A 20,169-nucleotide genomic window follows, 5' to 3' on the forward strand; every position below is an offset into this window, starting at 1 on the left:
GTTATGCGGCCAGCTTACTCCTGCTGCAAGCCGCTTGCATTTCGTTAACATCTTAATTATAACGTTAACACATTAACAATTATTCGAGCAGGGACCCTGCCCCTGCCCCAGCCAGGAGAACCCCATGAGCCGTGCCTTGCACGATGCTGCCAGCGGTACCCTGTTCGGCGTTGCGCTGAACTACCAGGGCCTGCTTGACCAGCGTCTCGCCGAATTCGAAAAGCCGCCCTATCAAAAGCCACCGGTCAAGCCGGTGCTGTTCATCAAGACCCCCAACACCCGCAATGGGCATGGCCAGCCGGTGGTCTACCCGCAAGGCATCGAGCACCTGCAACCGGGCCCGGCCCTGGGCGTGGTGATCGGCAAGCGTGCCACCCGGGTCAGCGTCGACGAGGCCCTCAGCCATGTCGCCGGCTACACCATCGTCAACGAATTCAGCCTGCCCGAAGACAGCTACTACCGCCCGGCGGTCAAGGCCAAGTGCCGCGACGGTTTCTGCGCCCTGGGCCCTGAACTGGTGCCGGCCGCGCAGGTCGCCGACCCGCAGCAACTGAGCATCAAGCTGTTCGTCAACGGCGCCCTGCGCCAGCACAACAGCACCGCCAACATGGTTCGCAGCGTCGCCCAGCTGATCGCCGAGATCAGCGAATTCATGACCCTGCACGAAGGCGATGTGCTGATTACCGGCACCCCCGAAGGCCGCGTCGATGTGCTGCCCGGGGACCAGGTTGAAGTCGAGATCAGCGGCCTCGGGCGCCTGACCAACAGCATCGTTGCCGCGCAGGAGAAGCGCTGATGAAACACGCACGTATCCGTTACCAGGGCGAAGTCCACGCCGTCACCGTCGAGGCCGACAACGCCGTGCGCCTGGCCGATGGCCGCTTGCTCGCCGAGCAGCAGGTCGAGTGGCTGCCACCGGCCACCGGCAATATGTTCGCCCTGGGCCTGAACTACGCCGACCACGCCGCCGAGCTTGCCTTCACACCGCCCACCGAACCGCTGGCGTTCGTCAAGTCGGTGGGCACCTACACCGGCCACAACCAGGTCAGCTGGCGCCCGGACAACGTCGCCTACATGCACTATGAGTGCGAGCTGGTGGCAGTGATCGGCAAGCCTGCGCGCAACGTCAAGCGCGAGGATGCGCTGGAGTACCTGGCCGGCTACACGGTGTGCAACGACTACGCGATTCGCGATTACCTGGAGAATTACTACCGGCCCAACCTGCGGGTGAAGAACCGCGACGCCACCACCCCGGTCGGGCCGTGGATCGTCGATGTCGCCGATGTGCCGGATGCTTCCAACCTGACCTTGCGCACCTGGATCAACGGTGAGCTCAAGCAGCAAGGCAGCACCAAGGACATGATTTTCGACATCCCCTACCTGATCGAATACCTGTCCAGCTTCATGACCCTGCAGCCGGGCGACATGATCGCCACCGGCACCCCCGAAGGCCTGGCCGACGTGGTGCCGGGCGATGAAGTGGTGGTCGAAGTCGAAGGCGTCGGGCGCCTGGTCAACCGTATTGTCAGCGAAGCCGAGTTCTTCGCCCTCAACCGCCAAGAGGCATGAGCAGCATGATCAAACACTGGATCAACGGCCGTGAGGTCGAAAGCAAAGACGTGTTCGTCAACTACAACCCGGCCACCGGCGAGGCCATTGGCGAAGTCGCCAGCGGCGGCGCCGAAGAAGTGGCCCAGGCGGTAGCGGCAGCGAAAGAGGCGTTCCCGAAATGGGCCAACACCCCGGCCAAGGAGCGCGCGCGGCTGATGCGCAAGCTCGGCGAGCTGATCGAGCAGAACGTGCCGCACCTGGCTGAGCTTGAAACCCTCGACACCGGTTTGCCGATCCACCAGACCAAGAACGTACTGATCCCGCGGGCCTCGCATAACTTCGACTTTTTCGCCGAAGTCTGCACACGCATGGACGGCCATACCTACCCGGTCGACGACCAGATGCTCAACTACACCCTGTACCAGCCGGTGGGCGTGTGCGGGCTGGTGTCGCCGTGGAACGTGCCATTCATGACCGCCACCTGGAAGACCGCGCCGTGCCTGGCCCTGGGCAACACCGCAGTGCTGAAGATGAGCGAACTGTCACCGCTGACCGCCAACGAACTGGGGCGCCTGGCGGTGGAAGCCGGCATCCCCAACGGCGTGCTCAACGTCATCCAGGGCTACGGCGCCACCGCTGGCGACGCCCTGGTGCGCCACCCGGACGTGCGTGCCATCTCCTTCACCGGCGGCACCGCCACCGGCAAGAAGATCATGCAAACCGCGGGCCTGAAAAAGTACTCCATGGAGCTGGGCGGCAAGTCGCCGGTGCTGATTTTCGAAGACGCCGACCTTGAGCGCGCCCTGGATGCGGCGCTGTTCACCATCTTCTCGCTCAATGGCGAGCGCTGCACCGCCGGCAGCCGTATCTTCATCCAGCAGAGCGTCTACCCGCAGTTCGTCGCCGAGTTTGCCGCGCGGGCCAAGCGCCTGATCGTCGGCGACCCGCAAGACCCGCAAACCCAGGTAGGCTCGATGATCACTCAGGCCCACTATGACAAGGTCACCGGTTACATCAAGATCGGCATCGAAGAAGGCGCGACCCTGCTCGCTGGCGGCCTTGAGCGCCCGGCCAACCTGCCGGCGCACCTGGCCCGCGGGCAGTTCATTCAGCCGACGGTGTTTGCCGACGTGAACAACAACATGCGCATCGCCCAGGAAGAAATCTTCGGCCCGGTGGTGTGTTTGATCCCCTTCAAGGACGAAGCCGAGGCGCTGCGACTGGCCAACGACACCGAGTATGGCCTGGCCTCGTACATCTGGACGCAGGACATCGGCAAGGCGCATCGTCTGGCCCGCGGCATCGAGGCCGGCATGGTGTTCATCAACAGCCAGAACGTGCGCGACCTGCGCCAGCCGTTCGGCGGGGTCAAGGGTTCAGGCACCGGCCGTGAGGGCGGGCAGTACAGCTTCGAGGTGTTTGCCGAGATCAAGAACGTGTGTATCTCGATGGGCAGTCACCATATTCCGCGCTGGGGCGTCTAAAAGCATCGCGGGGCAAGCCCGCTACCACAGGTTTTGAGGCTGCCTTATGGGAGCGGGCTTGACCCGCGATGAGGCGCAACCGATCGCACACAAGAACAACAATTTCCAGGAGTTCCATCATGGGCGAAGTCGTCCTGGCAGCCAAAGTCTGCCACGTACCCTCGATGTACCTGTCCGAACTGCCCGGCAAGCACCATGGCTGCCGCGAGGCAGCGATCGCCGGGCACAAGGAAATCGGCCGCCGCGCCCGCGAACTGGGCGCCGACACCGCCGTGGTGTTCGACGTCCACTGGCTGGTCAACAGCGGCTACCACATCAACTGTGGCGAACACTTCAAGGGCACCTACACCAGCAACGAGCTGCCGCACTTCATCAAGAACATGGACTTCGAGTACCCCGGCTGCCCGCAACTGGGCGAGCTGATCGGCCTTGAAGCCAACGCCGCCGACGTGCGCACCCTGGCCCACAACATCCCAAGCCTTGAGCTTGAATACGGCACCCTGGTGCCGATGCGCTACATGCACATGGACGTCCCCGACGCGCACAAGCTCAAGGTCGTGTCGATTGCCGCCTGGTGCGCCTGGCACCGCCTGGAAGACAGCTTCGCCTTCGGCGCCGCGGTGCGCCGGGCCATCGAAAAGAGCGACCGCAAAGTGCTGGTGCTGGCCTCCGGTTCGCTGTCGCACCGTTTTTCCGATGACCGCAACGCCGAAGCCAACATCCACAACTGGACCCGCGAATTCGACAAGCAGATGGACCTGCGCGTGGTCGAGCTGTGGAAGCAGGGCCGCTTCAAGGAGTTCTGCGCGATGCTCCCGGACTACGCCAACCACTGCTACGGCGAAGGCGGCATGCACGACACGGCGATGCTCCTGGGCCTGCTTGGCGGTGCCGACTACAACAAGCCGGTCGAGGTCCTGACCGAGCCGTTCGGCAGCTCCGGCACCGGGCAAATCAACGCCATCTTCCCGCTGTAGCGCGAAGGCAGCAGCCACAAGCTTCAAGCCACAAGCTGCAAGCGAAGAGCACGCGCTCTTGCCGCTTGTAGCTTGCCGCTTGCCGCTTGCCGCCGTTCAAACGGAGATCTTCATGCCGCATTTCATCATTGAGTACACCGACAACATCGAGCAACAGGCCGACCTGCCCGGCCTGTTCGCCAAGGTCCACGCCAGCCTGGGCGCCAGCGGCGTGTTCCCCCTGGGCGGCATCCGCAGCCGTGGCGTGCGCCTGGACAGCTGGCGCATGGCCGATGGCAAGCACGACTACGCCTTCGTCCACATGACCCTCAAGGTCGGCCACGGCCGCGATCTGCAAACCCGCACCGAGGTCGCCGAGGCGCTGTTCGCGGTGATCACCGCGCACTTTGCCGAGCTGCAAAGCCAACGCCTGCTGGCGCTGTCGTTCGAGATGATCGAGCTGCACCCGCAGCTGAACTTCAAACAGAACAACGTTCACGCCTTTTTGCAAAACCAGGCGGGCTGAACCACAGCCACCCGCCCTCCCCAACGGCCCTCTGACAAAAAGTACAAGATCATGAGCACAGCCAATACTGCCCAACACGCTGCCCTTGCCCAACATGACTCGACCCACAGCAAGATCACCTGGCGGCTGATGCCGCTGCTGCTGATTTGCTACCTGTTCGCTCACCTGGACCGCATCAACATTGGTTTTGCCAAGATGCAGATGAGCAGCGACCTGCACTTCAGCGACACGGTCTACGGCTTTGGTGCCGGGCTGTTCTTCATTGCCTACGCGCTGTTCGGCGTACCCAGCAACATGGCCCTGGACCGCGTCGGCCCACGGCGCTGGATCGCCACCCTGATGGTGGTCTGGGGCACGCTGTCGACCAGCATGCTCTGGGTTGAATCGGCCTCGGGCTTCTATGTCCTGCGCTTTTTGCTCGGCGTCGCTGAAGCCGGCTTCTTCCCCGGCATCCTGGTTTACCTCAACCGCTGGTACCCGGCCCGCCGTCGTGGGCAGATCACCGCGCTGTTCGCCATCGCCGTGCCCATGGCCGGGGTGGTCGGCGGGCCGCTGTCGGGCGGCATCCTCGAGCTGTTCCACGACGCCGCCGGCCTGCGTGGCTGGCAGTGGATGTTCCTGATCGAAGGCGCGCCGGTGGTGTTGCTCGGCCTGGTGGTACTCAAGTGCCTGCCCGACAGCTTCGAGAGTGTCAGCTGGCTGAACGGCACTGAAAAGCAGCAACTGCGCGCGCAACTGAACCAGGAAGAGCAGCGCAAATCCATCACCTCGTTTGCCGGCATCCTGCGTGACAGCCAGGTCTGGCTGCTGGTGGCGGTGTACTTTGCGGTGATGCTGGCGGTCAACACCCTGGCGTTCTGGATGCCGACCCTGATCCACGGCGCCGGCATCGGCAGCGATGGCCGCGTCGGGCTGTTGAGCGCCGTGCCGTACCTGGCCGGGTGCTTCTTCATGATCGCCTGTGGCCGTTCCTCCGACCGTCAGCGTGAACGCCGCTGGCACCTGTGCGTGCCGCTGCTGATGTCGGCCACCGGCATCGCCGTGGCCGGCCTAGCACCCGGCAACCCGGTGATGGTGCTGGGCGGCCTGATCATCGCCGGCATGGGCGCCAGCGCTGCCTTGCCGATGTTCTGGCAGCTGCCGCCGGCATTCCTGTCGAACACCACCCAGGCCGCCGGTATCGCCCTGATCAGCTCGTTCGGCAGCATCGCCTCGTTCCTCGCCCCGTACCTGATCGGCTGGATGCGCGACACCACCCAGAGCGCCAGCCTGGCCCTGTACGTACTGGCGCTGTTCATCACCCTCGGCGGCTTGCTGGTGCTGCGCACCAAGGCTGCCATCGTCAACCCTCAGTAAGAGATTTCGCCATGCTTGACCACAGCCAGATCCTGCAAGCCGCCGCCCAGCTCGAGCGCGCCGAACGCAGCCGCGAACAGGTGCGGCAGTTCTCCCTGGAGCACCCGGGCATCAGCATCGAGGACGCCTACGCCATCCAGCGCGCCTGGGTCGCACAAAAAATCGAGGGCGGGCGCAAGCTGGTCGGCCACAAGATCGGCCTGACCTCGCGGGCCATGCAGGTGTCGTCGAACATCACCGAACCGGACTACGGCGCGCTGCTCGATGACATGTTCTTCGACGAAGGCAGCGACATCCCCTTCGAGCGCTTTATCGTGCCGCGGGTCGAGGTGGAGCTGGCGTTCGTCCTCGGCAAGCCGCTCAAGGGCCCGAACGTGACCCTGTTCGACGTACTCGACGCCACTGAATGGGTAATCCCGGCGCTGGAGATCATCGATGCGCGCATCCAGCAGATCGACCCGCAGACCCAGGCCACCCGCAAGGTCTTCGACACCATCTCCGACAACGCCGCCAACGCCGGCGTGGTCATGGGCGGGCGCGCGGTGCGTCCGGGCGATATCGACCTGCGCAAGGTGCCGGCGGTGCTCTACCGCAACGGCGTGATCGAAGAGTCCGGGGTTTCGGCGGCGGTGCTCAACCACCCGGCCAAGGGCGTCGCCTGGCTGGCCAACAAGCTGGCGCCGTACGACGTCACCCTTGAAGCCGGGCAGATCATTCTCGGTGGCTCCTTCACCCGCCCGGTGGCGGCCAACCCCGGCGATACCTTCCATGTCGACTACGACATGCTCGGTTCGATTGCCTGCCGTTTCGTTTGAGGAATTGCCCATGGACATGCCCGTCAACCGCTTCAAACAACGCCTGCAACGCGGCGAGGCGCAAATCGGCCTGTGGCTTGGCCTGGCCGAGCCGTACTGTGCCGAGCTTGCCGCCAACGCCGGTTTCGACTGGCTGCTGATCGACGGCGAACACGCGCCCAACGACCTGCGCGGCATGCTCGGCCAGTTGCAGGCCATCGCCCCCTACCCGGCCCAGGCGATCATCCGCCCGGTGATCGGCGACACCGCGCTGATCAAGCAGGTGCTGGATATCGGCGCACAAACCCTGCTGGTGCCGATGGTCGAAAGCGCCGGGCAGGCCCGCGAACTGGTGCGCGCCATGCACTACCCGCCCAAGGGCATGCGCGGTGTCGGCAGCGCCCTGGCGCGGGCCTCGCGCTGGAACAGCATCCCCGGCTACCTCGACCAGGCCGATGAGCAGATGTGCCTGCTGGTGCAGATCGAAAGCCTTGAAGGGCTGCGCAACCTTGAGGCGATTGCAGCGGTCGAGGGCGTTGACGGGGTGTTCATCGGCCCGGCGGACTTGAGTGCCTCCATGGGCTATCGCGGCAACCCCGGGCACCCCGAGGTGCAGGCGGCGATTGAACAGGCGATCGTGAAGATTCAGAAGGCCGGCAAGGCGGCGGGGATTCTCAGTGCCGATGAAGCCTTGGCACGGCGCTACCTGGAGCTGGGCGCAGGCTTCGTCGCGGTGGGGGTCGATACCACGGTGTTGATGAAGGGCTTGCAGGGGTTGGCGGGTAAGTTCAAGGGGGATGTGGTAGTGGGCTCGTCTGGGCCTTCTGTGTATTGACTGTACTGGCCTCATCGCGGGTCAAGCCCGCTCCTGCACATCCCGTAGGAGCGGGCTTGCCCCGCGATGCGGTCACCGCCCCACCTGCTTCAACTCCTCCAGCAAGCCCAGCAACGCCTGCAGCTTCTGCTCGCCGAACTGCTCCTGAATGCGCCGGTAATTGCTCTCCATGCATTGGCTCATCGAAGCAAAAATCTCCTCGCCCTTTTGCGCCAGGTTGACCAGCACCCGGCGCTGGTCCTGTTCGGCCTTGCGCCGGCTGACCAGGCCGGCCGCCTCCATGCGTACCAGCACCCCGGTCATGCTCGGCTTGAGGATGCAGGCCAGTTCCGCCAGGCGGTAGATCTCCATTTCGCCCTGTTGGCGCAGGATACGGATCACCCGCCACTGCTGCTCGGTGAGCCCGTGCTGGTTGAGCGAGGGGCGAAAAAAACGCATGGCCGCTTCGCGGGCTTGCAACAAGGTCAGGGTCAACGACGGGCGCGGCTGGGGCATAGGATGGCTAATCATCAGGCTATTTTGTTAACACTTTAACAAAATCAACGCCTTGCCACAGCCCTGGCACCGGCAGTCAAGGCCGGCGGCACGCAGGGTCAAGACGCAGGCGCCGGGCAAGGCCTTAATAGAGCCCATCAGTACTTCACTTTTCAGGCTGCGCCATGATCAACATCGAAACGCCGACCTACTACACCGCCACCAAAAAATACAACCTGAGCTTCCCGACCCTGGAACAGGACGTGGACGCCGACGTGGTCATCATCGGCGGCGGCTTTTCCGGGATCAACACGGCCCTGGAGCTGGCGGAAAAAGGCATCACCAACATCGTCGTGCTCGAAGCCCGCTACCTGGGCTTTGGTGGCACCGGGCGCAATGGCGGGCAGATCATGGCCGGCATCGGCCATGACCTGGAGAAGATCAAGCAGCACGTCGGCGACGATGGCCTGCGGCAGATCTTCGAGATCAGCGACTTGGGCGCCGACATCATCAAGAACCGCATCGCCAAGTACGCCATCGACGCCGACTTCTGTCACGGCTATGGCTACATGGGCTTCAACGCCCGCCAGGAAAAAACCCTGCGCGCCTGGGAAAAGGACTTCAAGTCGGTCAACTCCCAGCATGAGATCCGATTTCTCGGTGGCAGCGAGGTCAAGCAGATCATCGGCTCCGACGCCTACAGCAGCGCCTTGCTGCACATGGGCGGTGGCCATGTGCACTCGCTGAACCTGTTGCTCGGTGAAGCCAAGGCGCTCAGCGAACACGGCGTGCGCATCTTCGAGAACAGCCCGGCGCTGCAGGTGCAGTACGGCGAGCGCATCCGCGTGCGCACCGGGCGCGGTTCGGTGACCGCCAGCAAGCTGCTGTGGGCTTGCGACAGTTTCCTCAACAAGCTGGAGCCGGAGCTGCACCGCTCGACCATCAACACCTACGCCTTCCAGATGATGACCGAGCCATTGCCGGACGAGCTGATCCAGCGCATCAGCCCGATTCGCGGGGCCTACAGCGACATCCGCCCGGTGATCGATTACTACCGGGTGACCAACGAGAACCGCCTGCTGTTTGGTGCCGCCACGCCGCTGGTCGAACACATCCCGGGCGATCTCAAGGCCTGGAACCGCAACCTGATGCTGAAGATTTTCCCCTACCTCAAGGACGTGAAAATCGACCTGGCCTGGGGCGGGCCGATGGCCTGCAGCCCCAACCTGTTCCCGCAGATCGGCACCCTGCCCGGTCGGCGCAACGCTTTCTACGTGCAAGGTTATTCCGGTTTTGGCGTCACCCCCAGCCACATCATCTGCAAGGTCCTGGCCGAAGGCATGAGCGAAGGCTCGGCGCGCTATGACCTGATCAGCTCGGTGCCACGCCCGACCATCCCGGCCAAGGATCAACTGCGCTCGGTGCTGCTGACCGCCGGCAAATCCTGGCACCAGCTGTCCGGCTACTGGAATGGCCGGCGCTAAGCCCCAACTCTTTCAACCCTCAAGGAACACTGACATGACCCTGACTGCCGTCACCCCGAACCTCCAGCTCAGCCAACTCGACGCCTGGGGCACCGTTGCCGACCTGGGCTCGCAGATACTCGAAGGCGAAGTACGCGCCTTCGGCAAAATGACCTTCGGCGCACCGACCGACCCGGTCAGCAGCGCCTACTTTGGCACCACCACCGGCAAGTTCCGCATGGTCTACCCGTTCAACGAACAGGCCGTGGTAGTCACCGGCCAGGTGCGCTTGACCGACGAAGCCACGGGTGTGAGCCGCACCTACAACGTGGGTGACAGCTGGTTCGTGACCAAGGGCACGCCGGTGCTCTGGGAGATTCTCAGCGAGAGCTTTGTGAAGCATTACTTTGCGGTGGTCTGACTGAAAGCATCGCGGGGCAAGTCGGGTCGCCGCACCGCCGCTCACACAGAGCCACTCTGTAGGAGCGGGCTTGACCCGCGATGAGGCCCTAAAGCTTTGCCAACGACATCCCGAACATCCACCAAAGCGCCGCCAACCGCCGCTCGAACGCCTCCGCCCCCGCATAGATCAACTCGACATTCAAACTGTCGACGATCCCCAGGTAGGCATCGCCATACAAGCGCTGCTGCCCCTCCTCCAGCCCCGGCGCGAACGTGCGCAACGCCTGGGCAAACAACTCGCCCAACCTCGCCAGGTAGGCCTCGAAGCCGGCACAGATCACCGGCCGCAGTTCACTGGGCGGGAAGAACGCCGTGCGCAGCATGAAGCGCAAATGCGCCGAGGCCTGGTAGCGCGCGTTCAAGCGCTCGGCAAAACGTTGCCCCGGCAGCTCGCCGGTCGGCACCTGCTCGGCAAAGCACGCCTCCAGGTACTCGTGCTCGGCGTGCAGGGCCCGGGCATAGACCACCTGGAACAGGTCGTCCTTGCCGGCAAAATGCGCATACAACGACGGCTTGCGCATGCCCGCCGCCGCGGCGATATCGTTGAGCGACGAGGCGTCATAACCCAGTTCGGCAAACTGCTCGACGGCAATCGCGCAGATCTTTTCCGCCGACGGCGTCAGGCTTCTCATAGCGGTGTCTCCCCCAACAAATACGGATCAATGCCCAGCCAGGCTGTGCACCTGCGGCTCGGCATGGCGGGTGCTGATGTGCACCAGCAGCGCCACGCACAGCGCCGAAAGGCCGAGCAACAACGCCCAGTGCGCCGCGCCCAAAGGCGCCATGATGCCCGACAATGGCGTGGCGAACGACGAAATGATCAACTGGAAGGCACCGAGCAACGCAGCAGTCGAGCCCAGCGCGGTACTCTGCGAAGACATCACCAGCGACATCAGCGTGGCCTCGGCAATGCCCAGGCCGAACATGGCAACCGCCATGCCGGCAACGATACCCACCAGCCCCGCCGCACTCAGCGCACCGGCCAGCACCAGCACGGCGCCGACCAGCATGCACGCCGCGCCCCAGCGGGCCAGGCGCACCAGGCCCTTGCGCGCCACCAGGCGGCCCGCGGTGATGGCGCCGAGCAGAATGGCCACGCCGGTGGCGCCGAACAGGGTGCCGAACGCCTCGACCGACAGCCCGAAGTGATGCTGGTAAACGAAAGCGGCCCCGCCGATGTAGGCAAACAGGAAGAAGAACACCGCCGACAAGGCCAGGGCCGGGCGCAGGAACTGGCGGTCGCGGGCGATCCGTACGTAGGTGCGCAAGAATTCCCGAGGCTGCCAGGCCATGCGTTTGTCCTCGGGCAAGGTTTCCTTGAGCATCAGCGCCGAGTTGATCAGCACCAGCACGCCCAATGCCGCCAGCACCAGCATGATCGCCCGCCAGCCAAAGTGCGCACCGACAAAGCCGCCCAATGCCGGGGCGATCACCGGCGCCAGGCCTTCGATGGTCATCAGCAAGGCGAAGATCTGCGCCGCCCGCGCGCCTTCGGCAACGTCGCGGACCATGCTCATGATCACCACCAGGGTCAGGGCGCTACCCAGGCCCTGGATGAAACGCGCCAGCAGCAGGCTGTTGAGGTCGGGCGCGGCAGCGGCGGCCAGCGAGCTCAAGACAAACACCAGCAAACCGGCAAGCAACGGCCGGCGCCGACCGAGGGTGTCGACCAGCGGCCCGAACAACAACTGCCCGGCGCCCATGGCCAGGAGGAACACGGTGAGGGTCAGTTGCACCCCGGCATAGGAGGTGGCGAACTCGCTGGCGATGCTTGGCATGCTGGCCAGGTACATATCGACCGCCGAGGGCCCGAGGGCGCCGATCAGGGCCAGGGAAATGGCGAAGCCGACCCGGGCGGTCGGCGTGGAGGCTGCACTGTGCATAGGCTTGATTCCAGATAAAAACGGGACCTGGCTGGCGCTTGGCGCTCTACCTACCTATCGGTAGGTAGCCAGGTCGGACGAGCCTATACAGACCGCATCCTGCGGTCAAGCCAGCAACGATCAAACGCTGATCAGGCCAGGCTGCTGGCGCGGTAGTCCTTGGGCGACTGCTCGAACTGCTTCTTGAACGAGCGGCTGAAGTGCGCCGAGTCGGTGAAGCCCCATTTGTAGGCAATGGTGGTGATCGACTCGCGCTTGAGCACCGGGTTGGCGAGGTCGGCGGCGCTGCGTTTGAGGCGCGCGCGCGCTGGATGTAGCGGCAGACGCTGTCGCCCTGCTCTTCGAACAGGCGGTAGAGGTGGCGCACGGAAATGTTCAGGCGGTTGGCGAGGTTGACCGGGGTCAGGTTGGCCTGGCCGAGGGAGTCATCGATGACTTTTTGCACATAACTGCGCAGGTTGGCGCCCTGTATTGAGGCCGGCAACGCGCAGAGGTCGTCGCTGCCTTCAAGGGCCGAACCGAGCAGCGACAGGAAGGCGCTGTGCAGCGCCTGACCTTCGCCCTGCTCGTCTTCGCCGGCGCTTTGCTCTTTGCACAGCTGGTCCATCAGCAGGTGCAGCATGCGCCCGCAGGCGCGGGTCTGGGAGATCTTGCCGAAGGTGCGGCTGTCGCTGCCCAACTGCTTGCACACCTCGGCCCGCGACAACGACAGCGAAGCGTGCTCGATCAGGCCGAAGGGCATGATTTCGCAGGCACCGGCTGCGTCCATCAGGAGCATTTCGCCGGGCGCCAGCTGGATGCTGACGCCGTTCTGGGTGATCTGCGAGAAGCCGGTGCGCTGGCTGACCAGAAAGCAATGCTGGTCGTTGTCGCGGTCGCTGTTCAGGCCCTTGCGGCGGATCAGCCCGGCGTTGGTACGCAGGTTGGCCAGGGCCAGGCCGCCGCGCGACCAGGTGGAAATCTCGCCGATGAACAGCGAGGGGTTGAACGCCAGTTCCGTCTCGTACACCCCGCAGATATTCTGCATCGTTGCGTTCCAGCGTTCCAGCGCAGGGCTGCTGGCGTGATGGATACTCATGGGTACCTCCACAATGGCATCTTGTTTTTGTTGGGCAATAGTTAACATGTTATCTATGTGCGCGCAACTTGCGTGAAGCAGCCAGAGTGGAAGCAGGTTTGATGCCAGATGGCCGGCTCAGAGCCCGGCCAACAGCCCCGGCACGCCTTGCAGGGTGGCCAGCAGGTGCTGGCGTTGTTCGGGGCTCAGGCGAATGTAGCGACGAAAGGCCGGCAGGCGGTTGACCACCTCGCTGGCGCCGATGTGTTCGAGGGTCAGGGTCCATTGGCCGTCGCTTCTGTGCAGGCGCAGGTGCTTGAAGTCCAGCGGCATCAGCGCCTGCAGCAACGCGCTATCGGCCAGCAGGCGCCGTTGCAGTTCGGCCTGCAACGCCGGCTCGCCCTGACGCAGCTGAACCCGCAGGCCGCTGCGGCGCAACGACCCGCTGTGGTGCAGTTCAAGGTGGGCGCTGCCCTGCCCTGTGGCAGGCAGGCTCAGGCTGAATTCGCTCAGCACCAGGTGCATGAGCAACTGCGCTTCGCAGCGCTCGCGCACCTGCACCGCCTGCCCGGCCCAGTTGAAGCGACCAAAGCCCGGGCCGAGCACCTCGAAGCTGTCCAGACCGAGGTTGCGTTGCAGCTTTTCAAGGGTCAGCCCCGGCCGATAGCCGGCCGGCGCCCGATCAGACAGCCTTTGCCACAGTTGGCGCAGGGCAATAGCCATGTGCAGTCCCCGGTTGATGAGCGAATTCGCGCGCCAGCACCTCTTCCACCGAAGCCGGCTTGAACGGGTTGACCTTCTGCACCAGTAGCGTCCAGAACAGCGCATACACCGCGGTGCCGGCCAGCATCAGGCCAAAGGGCACGTAGATGTCGGCCGGGTCCATGCCCGGCGGGGTGATGAACCACATGCCCAGGACAATACCGACGCTCGAGAGGATTTGCGGCAGCGGGAACCACGGCGAGCGATAGGCCCGTGGCAGGTCCGGGCGACGAATGCGCAGGATCACCACCGACAGGGTCACCAGCAGGTACGCGGTGCTCCAGGCGCACACCGCCGCCAGCACCAGGTGCATGATGCGGTCGGTGTTGCCGCCCAGCCACAGGGCATGCAGGCATGGAATCAAGGCGGCGACGAGGATGCACAGCAGCGGCGTTTTAAAGCGCGGGTGCAGGTAGGTGAACACCTTGGGCAAGGCGCCGTCCACGGCCATGCCGTAGAGGATCCGCGGCACCCCGGCCATTAGCGTGTTGATGGTCGCCGCACCGGCGAACAGAAAGCCGATGCCCAGCCACAGCGGGCCGATATCGCCCATCACCTGTTCGGCAAAGCGCGGGATGGCCATGGGCGTGTCGAGCAAGTGCACGCCGCTGGCGGCATCGAGCAGCACGTTGTCGACCTGGCGCTTCATCGCCGCGCCATAGATGAACATGCACGTCGCCACCCCCAGCAGGCCCAGGGCCATGGCCCGCGGCATGCTTTTCGCCGACTGGCGCAAATCCGGCGCCAGCGGCGTAACGAACTCACAGCCGACGAACATGAACATGGCCATGCCCACCAGCGAGAGGATGGTCACCAGGTCCGTGCCGACCAGCGACACGCCGAACCAGCCCTCCAGCTCCACCGCCGGCGCGGCCATCAAGCCGAGCACGCCGAAGACCATCAGCGTGGTCCACATGCCGAAGGTGAGGATGATCTCGGCCTTGCCGAAGGCGCTGACGCCAAAAGCATTGAGGATGGCGAAGATGATCACGAAGCCGACACCCAGCAGCCACGAACCACCGGCCGATTCGGCCAGAGTGTTGAGGTGCTCGAAGTTCACCAGGGCCATGACCCCGGCCAGCATGGTCTCGGCGGTGCCGGCAAAGACGTGGACGATCAGGTAGGCCGAGAGCGTGCCGGTGATGGCGAAAAAGCGCCCCATGCCGCAGTTGATGTAGTCGTACACCGCGCCGGTGGTCGGCAGGATCGACGCCGCCTCGGCAAAGGTGGTCGCCTGCGCCAGCATCATCACCACCGCGATCAGCATGGCCACGGCGAAGGCACTGCCGCCGATACCGAAGCCCATGGTCGCGGTGAGGATCACCGGGCTTGCCATGATCAGGCCGATGGTACTGGCAAGGGCGGTGGGAAAGCCGACCGTGCCGCGATTCAGGTGCGCACTGAGCGTGTCGTTGAGCGACATGGCAAAAGACCTCGAGCAGAAGGATGACAGTGGTCCTACTCTGCGCGCGCTGGCAATGGCCGTCTTGCCCGTGGCTGCCGTGAAGGTTGTAGCTGGCTGCCAGGCTCAGCCCCGGGCCGGCAGGCGCACGCAGTCGTGCGGGCCGAGCAGGCGGCCGTCGGCGGCGCGCAACTGCAGGGCCTTGACCGGTTTGCCGTGTTCGCGGTCGACCAGTTGCGAATGGGCCTCGCCCTCGGCGAAGTAGAACGCCTCGCCCCATTGGCGCAAGCCGACGATCAACGGGAACAGTCCCAGGCCTTTCTCGGTGAGCACGTATTCCTGGTAGGCGCTGCCCTCGGACACCGGCACCAGCTCGAAGATCTGGTGCTCGACCAGTTGCCGCAGGCGGGTGCTGAGGATGTTCTTGGCCATGCCCAGGTTGCGCTGGAACTCACTGAAGCGCTTCAGGCCATCGAAGGCGTCACGCACGATCAGCAGCGACCACCAGTCACCAATGGCATCGAGGGAACGCGCCACCGGGCATTCGGCGTCTTGCAGGCGGGTACGTTGGACCATGGGAAATCTCGCCAGTGAAAGTGGTTGCAATATAAAACCAGTTTCTCTAGCGTACAACTGGTTTCATTATGCAACCAGAAGGATCGAGCCCATGCAGCCCCAACACCGAATGTCATCCGCCGTCATCTTGCTGTTCTCCGTGGCCTGCGCCCTGGCGGTGGGCAATGTCTACTACGCGCAACCCTTGCTCGAAGCCATGGCCCGGGAATTTGCCATCGACCCCGGCCTGGTCGGCCTGGTGGTGACCCTGACCCAGGTCGGCTATGGCCTGGGCCTGTTGTTGCTGGTGCCGTTGGGCGATCGCCTCAACCGCCGGCGACTGATCGTTGGCCAGTCGCTACTGTCGGCCCTGGCCCTGGTGCTGATTGCCTGGGCACCGAGCACGCCCTGGCTGCTGCTGGGCATGGGCCTGACCGGCCTGCTGGCGGTGGTCACCCAGGTACTGGTGGCCTATGCCGCGACGCTGTCGGCGGCTAGCGAACGCGGTCATGTCGTGGGGGTGATCACCAGCGGCATCGTCATTGGCATTTTGCTGGCGCGTACCTTGTCCGGGGCCATGGCTGACCTCGCCGGCTGGCGCTCGATCTACTGGCTGTCGGCGGCCTTGACCCTGGTGATTGCCGCCCTGCTCTGGCGCGTGCTGCCTCGGCAACAACCGGTGCAGGCGGCGGGCAGTTACCGCGAGCTGCTGCATTCACTGGCGTTGCTGCTGCGCGATGAACCGCTGCTGCGCCGGCGCTCAGTGCTGGCCCTGCTCAGCTTCGCCTCGGCGATGGTGCTGTGGACGCCGCTGGTGTTGCCCCTGAGCGCCCCGCCGCTGTCGTTGTCGACCAGCGAAGTGGGCCTGTTCGGCCTGGCGGGCGCGGCGGGCGCACTGGCGGCGGCGCGGGCCGGGGCGCTGGTGGATCGCGGCCTGGGCCAGTGGGTCAGTGGCGGCTCGCTGGTGTTGATGCTGGCGTCCTGGGCGGCCATCGCCCTGACTGAATATTCGTTGTGGGCGCTGCTGCTCGGCGTGGTGGTCTTCGACCTGGGCCTGCAGGCCGTGCACGTCGCCAGCCAGAGCCTGATCTACCGCCTGCCTGAAGCCACCCACAGCCGGCTGACCGCTGCTTACATGCTGTTCTACTCGGTGGGCAGTGCCTTCGGCGCGCTGACTTCGACCCTGGCCTATGCCTGGGGCGGCTGGCTGCTGGTGTGTGCCTATGGCGCGCTGCTCAATGCCGTGGCCCTGGGTTACTGGTGGCTGAGCGAAGGCGCACGGGCTCAGAACTGCACGTCGAGTATTACGTTGTCCAGGTAAGTGCCGGCGGGCGGTGTGGCCTGGTCGGTGTAGACCTTGGCGTTGTAGTTGAAGATCTGGCTGCCGGTGCCGGTGCCCACACCGGGGTTGATATCGGCGTCGCTGCTGGCCCGCCGGGCCGTGGTGACGCTGCCCCAACGCACGCTGCCAGCGCTCTTGAAGATGTCATAGGCCATATAGTTGTTGGCCGCCGACTTCATCCGCCGGCGCCCGGCGGAGACATTCTGGCCATCGTCCAGGCCCACGGTGTAGTTGCTGCCCTTGGTGCAGGAGACATTGACGTTGCTGTTGACCGTGCTGAAGCCGCCGACCACCGGCGCGCTACCGAAGCTGATGTTGGGGCTGGTGATCTGGCAGTCATTGGTCACTGTCAGGCTCACGGTCAGGCTGGTGGTGCCGGTGAGGTTCTGCCGGCCCAGGCAGATACTGCCGACGCCAATGCCCCAGCAGTAGCTGATGTTCCAGTACACCGTCAGGACTTCCTGATAAAGGCCGGCGGCGACGTTGCTGCCGCTCAGGCTCTTGAGGTAGAGCGGCACCGACTTGGGCGTGGTGCCGTTGAGCAGGCCCAAGGCATCGAGGATGCCGTTGCGGGCAAAGTCGTAAGGCAGGCTGCGGGCGATCGGGTAGTTGGTGGTGTTGTTGGCGTACAGGGTGTAGCCGATCACATCGCCCGTGGGGCCGAGCAGGCCGGTACTGCCGGCCGGTGGGGTGAAAGTGGCGTAGAAGTGATCGTCGCTGGCCAGCAGGCTGACCAGCGAGCCGGTGCATTGCAGCCCGCCATTGAGGGTCGAGGCCGACTGCACGGTGGTGCGCACCAGGGTCGAGCTGACACTGCCAAAGCTTGCCGGCGCGGTATCGATCACCGAGCACAACGCGTGCACCTGGGGGCTGGCGAGCACGGCCAGGAGCATCAGCAGGCGCTTCATTGGCACACCAGCGGGCCGATCAGCGGCACCTGGTCCTGCTCGGGCGCCAGCTTGAACTGCACCCGGCAACTGCCGCCGTTGGCGATCTGCACCTGCAGGCTGTTGTCCGCGGCCAGCCCTTCCAGGTACACCAGCCCGTCCCAGCCGACCACCGCCAGCGCCCCGCTCTGCTCATGGCGCACCTGGCTGCCCAGGGGCAGTTCCTTATGGTTGCCATCGACCAGGACGATGCTCGCCGCCACCACCCGTTGCAGCGGGAATTCCAGCAGGTAGCCGCTGCCCCGGCGCACCGCCACCCGCTGCTCGACCTGCGGGCTCTGGACGTTGGCCGGCAGTTCCATGGGGTCGATCTCGTACTTGGCGCGGTAGTAGGCGCTACTCCAGGGCACCAGCAGGTGGCCGTTCTTGTCGGTGCGCCCGACCAGCTGGTTTTCGTAGCGTACCGGCACTTGGGCAAAACCCTCGGTGCTGACCACCACGAAGGCATCGTCGATACGGTTGGCGGCGAACAGCCCGGCGTCCATCCACACCAGCGAACCGCTGGCATCGGCCCAGCGGGTCATGCTGTCGCTGCTGCCATAGGCACCGGCCTGCAGTTGCACCGACTGCAGGCGCCAGGTGACGTCGGCCTGACGGTAAGCCTCACGGTCGCCGTCGGCGTAACCGAGGTTGAAGCCCAAGCCACCTTCGCTGGGCACCGCGCGGCTGTAGTTGACCCGTTGCTGGTTCTGGCCCTCCTTGTTGCGCTCAACGCTAAAGCTCAGGGTGCCGCGCAGGTCGAACGGAATCACCAGTTGCGCCTGCACCGCCCACTGGCTGTCGCCGATTTCGCGGTTGGCCGACAGGTACAGGCTGCTGTTGCGCCACAACGGCTTGCTCCAGCTGAGGTTGAGCAAACGGGTGCGCGAGTTGTCACCGGCGCGCACATCGAAGTAACCGGCGCCGAGGCTGCCGTAGCGTTCGAGGTTGACGCTCATGGTCACCTGTTCGCTGCGCTGGCTCAGGCGCGTGTAGGGGCTGTCGACCAGCGACAGGTCGGCATAGTCGCCGCGCCGTTGCAGGCGCTGGTAATTGAAGCCCAGGCGCTGGCTGTTGTACTGGTAGCCGACGCTCAGTTGCTGGCCGCTGCGGCTGTCGAAGCTGCTCTGGCTCAGCGCCGCATTGACCACGCCCCAGTTGCCCACCTGCCAGTTGCCGCCCAGCCCGCCAAGGGCCAGGGACTCGGCCGCCTCGGCGTGGCTTTCGAGGGTGAAGCTGTCGCTCAGGCCGTAGCGCAAACTGGCGGCGGCCACCCCCGGGCCATAGGCAAAGTCGCGAAGCGCGTAGTCCCGGCGCAGGCTGCCGGCGGCCAGCGAGAAATCCGCCAGGCCTTTTTGCAACAAGCTGCTGGTGACATAGAACGGCAAGGTGGTCGACACCTGCCGGCCGAGGGCATCGGTGGTCACCACCACCGCCTCGCCGGCGCCGTTGATGAACGGCACGTTGGTCAGGGTGTAGGGGCCTGGCTGCAAATCGGCGCTGGAGCTTTTGTAGCCGTTGATGAACAGATCCACCGAGGACGGCACCGCCGCTTCCCCGGCAAAGGCCGGCAATGGGTAGGTGACCAGGTCCGGGCGCACGGCAAAGTCACGCGACAGTTGCAGGCCGCCCAGGCGCACCGAACTGGTCCAGGGCAAGGCGCCGCTGAGCACGTCGCCGACTTCCAGGGTCAGCAGGCGCGCCTCGTCGGTGTAGCGCCAGGTGGTGTCGTAGCGGCGAAAGCCTTCCTGGCTGTCGGCGTAGTCGTTGCCGCCCAAGGACTGACGCCACTGGCCGGTGGTCGACAGCGTGCCCCAGCTGTCGAACAGGCGCAGCTCGTTCCACGCCGCGAGATAGCGGCCACCGTCGTCGGTATCGTTGAAATACAGGTCATAGTTGAGCAAGGCGCCAAAGCTGCTGCGCGCTTCACTGGCCGGGTACAACTGGCGGCTGCCGATGCGCTGGGTCGGCAACCAGGCCGGTGGCACCTGCAGCACCAGGCGCTGGCCCTGGCTGTCGTAGTCGGTGTGCAGGCCGGGGATGCTGTCCAGCGCCACTTCGTCACCGTATTCGCCGGGCAGCTCGATGCCAGCCGCCTGCAGGTCGGCGGTGGCCATGTACAGGCGCCCGGCGCGCTGCTGCACCGCCACCAGTTCAGGGCTGCTCATCTGGTTGACCAGCAGTTCCAGGAACAACGGCGCATCGGCGACCGCCTCGAGGCTGGCCGGGGGCGGCGGCAGCTCGCCAGCCAGCAGCGAACCACAGCCCAGCACGGTCAGGCCACAGGCCCGCAGCGCCGAAGAGATGCTCACACACAGTATCCGACCATTACCGGGTCCTC

At 64.9% G+C, this 20,169-nt stretch carries 19 protein-coding genes and 1 pseudogene; 11 read left to right on the forward strand and 9 right to left on the reverse strand.

Going from position 1 to position 20,169, the window contains the following annotated elements:
- The first annotated feature begins 124 nt into the window (after positions 1 to 124).
- From ACZ9A3_RS12545 to hpaI, 8 genes are all read left to right on the forward strand, one after another.
- On the forward strand, positions 125 to 796 hold the full coding sequence (locus ACZ9A3_RS12545) for a fumarylacetoacetate hydrolase family protein (RefSeq protein WP_093381703.1): 672 nt from the start codon (positions 125 to 127) through the stop codon (positions 794 to 796).
- The gene (locus ACZ9A3_RS12550) at positions 796 to 1,569 is read left to right on the forward strand and encodes a fumarylacetoacetate hydrolase family protein (protein WP_045194039.1); all 774 of its coding nucleotides are present in this window, start codon (positions 796 to 798) and stop codon (positions 1,567 to 1,569) included. Before ACZ9A3_RS12545 ends, ACZ9A3_RS12550 begins: the two co-directional genes overlap by 1 nt.
- A 5-nt stretch (positions 1,570 to 1,574) precedes the next feature.
- Complete coding sequence (gene hpaE, locus ACZ9A3_RS12555; protein ID WP_045195632.1) at positions 1,575 to 3,035, forward strand: 5-carboxymethyl-2-hydroxymuconate semialdehyde dehydrogenase; 1,461 nt, start codon at positions 1,575 to 1,577, stop codon at positions 3,033 to 3,035.
- A gap of 119 nt (positions 3,036 to 3,154) precedes the next feature.
- A complete protein-coding gene (gene hpaD, locus ACZ9A3_RS12560; protein WP_195884412.1) occupies positions 3,155 to 4,012 on the forward strand; it encodes a 3,4-dihydroxyphenylacetate 2,3-dioxygenase in 858 nt (285 codons plus the stop codon).
- A gap of 112 nt (positions 4,013 to 4,124) precedes the next feature.
- The gene (locus ACZ9A3_RS12565) at positions 4,125 to 4,517 is read left to right on the forward strand and encodes a tautomerase family protein (RefSeq protein ID WP_045194041.1); all 393 of its coding nucleotides are present in this window, start codon (positions 4,125 to 4,127) and stop codon (positions 4,515 to 4,517) included.
- A gap of 51 nt (positions 4,518 to 4,568) precedes the next feature.
- Positions 4,569 to 5,873, forward strand: coding sequence for an MFS transporter (locus ACZ9A3_RS12570; RefSeq protein WP_476252702.1), 1,305 nt, complete (start codon positions 4,569 to 4,571; stop codon positions 5,871 to 5,873).
- A gap of 11 nt (positions 5,874 to 5,884) precedes the next feature.
- Positions 5,885 to 6,688, forward strand: a complete 804-nt coding sequence (gene hpaH, locus ACZ9A3_RS12575; RefSeq protein ID WP_045194043.1) for a 2-oxo-hept-4-ene-1,7-dioate hydratase — start codon at positions 5,885 to 5,887, stop codon at positions 6,686 to 6,688.
- Between the two features lie 10 nt (positions 6,689 to 6,698).
- The gene (gene hpaI / locus ACZ9A3_RS12580) at positions 6,699 to 7,502 is read left to right on the forward strand and encodes a 4-hydroxy-2-oxoheptanedioate aldolase (protein WP_476252703.1); all 804 of its coding nucleotides are present in this window, start codon (positions 6,699 to 6,701) and stop codon (positions 7,500 to 7,502) included.
- Positions 7,503 to 7,574: 72 nt separating this feature from the next.
- On the opposite strand, the gene hpaR is transcribed toward hpaI, so the two are convergent.
- Positions 7,575 to 7,997: a homoprotocatechuate degradation operon regulator HpaR gene (hpaR, locus tag ACZ9A3_RS12585; RefSeq protein WP_093381688.1), complete on the reverse strand. Its 423-nt coding sequence runs from the start codon at positions 7,995 to 7,997 to the stop codon at positions 7,575 to 7,577.
- A gap of 164 nt (positions 7,998 to 8,161) precedes the next feature.
- On the opposite strand from hpaR, the gene ACZ9A3_RS12590 reads away from it, so the two are divergent.
- The gene (locus ACZ9A3_RS12590; RefSeq protein ID WP_093381685.1) at positions 8,162 to 9,460 is read left to right on the forward strand and encodes an NAD(P)/FAD-dependent oxidoreductase; all 1,299 of its coding nucleotides are present in this window, start codon (positions 8,162 to 8,164) and stop codon (positions 9,458 to 9,460) included.
- 34 nt (positions 9,461 to 9,494) lie between these two features.
- On the forward strand, positions 9,495 to 9,860 hold the full coding sequence (locus tag ACZ9A3_RS12595) for a cupin domain-containing protein (RefSeq protein WP_093381683.1): 366 nt from the start codon (positions 9,495 to 9,497) through the stop codon (positions 9,858 to 9,860).
- Between the two features lie 88 nt (positions 9,861 to 9,948).
- On the opposite strand, the gene ACZ9A3_RS12600 is transcribed toward ACZ9A3_RS12595, so the two are convergent.
- From ACZ9A3_RS12600 to ACZ9A3_RS12625, 6 genes and pseudogenes are all read right to left on the reverse strand, one after another.
- Positions 9,949 to 10,533: a TetR/AcrR family transcriptional regulator gene (locus ACZ9A3_RS12600; RefSeq protein WP_093381681.1), complete on the reverse strand. Its 585-nt coding sequence runs from the start codon at positions 10,531 to 10,533 to the stop codon at positions 9,949 to 9,951.
- A 27-nt stretch (positions 10,534 to 10,560) separates the two neighbouring features.
- Positions 10,561 to 11,784, reverse strand: coding sequence for a multidrug effflux MFS transporter (locus ACZ9A3_RS12605; protein ID WP_045194049.1), 1,224 nt, complete (start codon positions 11,782 to 11,784; stop codon positions 10,561 to 10,563).
- Between the two features lie 131 nt (positions 11,785 to 11,915).
- Positions 11,916 to 12,862: pseudogene (feaR, locus tag ACZ9A3_RS12610) on the reverse strand (transcriptional regulator FeaR).
- Positions 12,863 to 12,979: 117 nt separating this feature from the next.
- A complete protein-coding gene (locus ACZ9A3_RS12615) occupies positions 12,980 to 13,564 on the reverse strand; it encodes a DUF3156 family protein (RefSeq protein ID WP_476252704.1) in 585 nt (194 codons plus the stop codon).
- Positions 13,524 to 15,026 (reverse strand): APC family permease, encoded by a 1,503-nt coding sequence (locus tag ACZ9A3_RS12620; RefSeq protein WP_045194052.1) that lies wholly within the window; start codon positions 15,024 to 15,026, stop codon positions 13,524 to 13,526. Before ACZ9A3_RS12620 ends, ACZ9A3_RS12615 begins: the two co-directional genes overlap by 41 nt.
- A gap of 105 nt (positions 15,027 to 15,131) precedes the next feature.
- Positions 15,132 to 15,581, reverse strand: coding sequence for a winged helix-turn-helix transcriptional regulator (locus ACZ9A3_RS12625; RefSeq protein WP_213604068.1), 450 nt, complete (start codon positions 15,579 to 15,581; stop codon positions 15,132 to 15,134).
- A 91-nt stretch (positions 15,582 to 15,672) separates the two neighbouring features.
- On the opposite strand from ACZ9A3_RS12625, the gene ACZ9A3_RS12630 reads away from it, so the two are divergent.
- Positions 15,673 to 16,881 (forward strand): MFS transporter, encoded by a 1,209-nt coding sequence (locus ACZ9A3_RS12630; protein ID WP_401286922.1) that lies wholly within the window; start codon positions 15,673 to 15,675, stop codon positions 16,879 to 16,881.
- Here the strand turns inward: ACZ9A3_RS12630 and ACZ9A3_RS12635 are convergent.
- On the reverse strand, positions 16,845 to 17,810 hold the full coding sequence (locus tag ACZ9A3_RS12635) for a Csu type fimbrial protein (protein ID WP_213604064.1): 966 nt from the start codon (positions 17,808 to 17,810) through the stop codon (positions 16,845 to 16,847). The genes ACZ9A3_RS12630 and ACZ9A3_RS12635 overlap by 37 nt on opposite strands.
- Positions 17,807 to 20,134 (reverse strand): fimbria/pilus outer membrane usher protein, encoded by a 2,328-nt coding sequence (locus tag ACZ9A3_RS12640; protein ID WP_249744440.1) that lies wholly within the window; start codon positions 20,132 to 20,134, stop codon positions 17,807 to 17,809. The genes ACZ9A3_RS12635 and ACZ9A3_RS12640 overlap by 4 nt, the downstream gene beginning before the upstream one ends.
- Positions 20,135 to 20,169 lie beyond the last annotated feature (35 nt).

The organism is Pseudomonas sp. TE4620, from assembly GCF_056279045.1.

Excerpts from the sequence above, each read along its gene's own strand:
- ACZ9A3_RS12630 (WP_401286922.1), top strand. The coding sequence starts at position 15,673 with ATGCAGCCCCAACACCGAATGTCATCCGCCGTCATCTTGCTGTTCTCC.
- ACZ9A3_RS12565 (WP_045194041.1), top strand. The coding sequence starts at position 4,125 with ATGCCGCATTTCATCATTGAGTACACCGACAACATCGAGCAACAGGCC.
- ACZ9A3_RS12635 (WP_213604064.1), bottom strand. The coding sequence starts at position 17,810 with ATGAAGCGCCTGCTGATGCTCCTGGCCGTGCTCGCCAGCCCCCAGGTG.
- ACZ9A3_RS12570 (WP_476252702.1), top strand. The coding sequence starts at position 4,569 with ATGAGCACAGCCAATACTGCCCAACACGCTGCCCTTGCCCAACATGAC.
- ACZ9A3_RS12550 (WP_045194039.1), top strand. The coding sequence starts at position 796 with ATGAAACACGCACGTATCCGTTACCAGGGCGAAGTCCACGCCGTCACC.
- ACZ9A3_RS12545 (WP_093381703.1), top strand. The coding sequence starts at position 125 with ATGAGCCGTGCCTTGCACGATGCTGCCAGCGGTACCCTGTTCGGCGTT.
- ACZ9A3_RS12600 (WP_093381681.1), bottom strand. The coding sequence starts at position 10,533 with ATGAGAAGCCTGACGCCGTCGGCGGAAAAGATCTGCGCGATTGCCGTC.
- hpaH (WP_045194043.1), top strand. The coding sequence starts at position 5,885 with ATGCTTGACCACAGCCAGATCCTGCAAGCCGCCGCCCAGCTCGAGCGC.
- hpaD (WP_195884412.1), top strand. The coding sequence starts at position 3,155 with ATGGGCGAAGTCGTCCTGGCAGCCAAAGTCTGCCACGTACCCTCGATG.
- hpaR (WP_093381688.1), bottom strand. The coding sequence starts at position 7,997 with ATGCCCCAGCCGCGCCCGTCGTTGACCCTGACCTTGTTGCAAGCCCGC.
- ACZ9A3_RS12595 (WP_093381683.1), top strand. The coding sequence starts at position 9,495 with ATGACCCTGACTGCCGTCACCCCGAACCTCCAGCTCAGCCAACTCGAC.
- ACZ9A3_RS12605 (WP_045194049.1), bottom strand. The coding sequence starts at position 11,784 with ATGCACAGTGCAGCCTCCACGCCGACCGCCCGGGTCGGCTTCGCCATT.
- hpaI (WP_476252703.1), top strand. The coding sequence starts at position 6,699 with ATGGACATGCCCGTCAACCGCTTCAAACAACGCCTGCAACGCGGCGAG.
- ACZ9A3_RS12620 (WP_045194052.1), bottom strand. The coding sequence starts at position 15,026 with ATGTCGCTCAACGACACGCTCAGTGCGCACCTGAATCGCGGCACGGTC.
- hpaE (WP_045195632.1), top strand. The coding sequence starts at position 1,575 with ATGATCAAACACTGGATCAACGGCCGTGAGGTCGAAAGCAAAGACGTG.
- ACZ9A3_RS12615 (WP_476252704.1), bottom strand. The coding sequence starts at position 13,564 with ATGGCTATTGCCCTGCGCCAACTGTGGCAAAGGCTGTCTGATCGGGCG.
- ACZ9A3_RS12590 (WP_093381685.1), top strand. The coding sequence starts at position 8,162 with ATGATCAACATCGAAACGCCGACCTACTACACCGCCACCAAAAAATAC.
- ACZ9A3_RS12625 (WP_213604068.1), bottom strand. The coding sequence starts at position 15,581 with ATGGTCCAACGTACCCGCCTGCAAGACGCCGAATGCCCGGTGGCGCGT.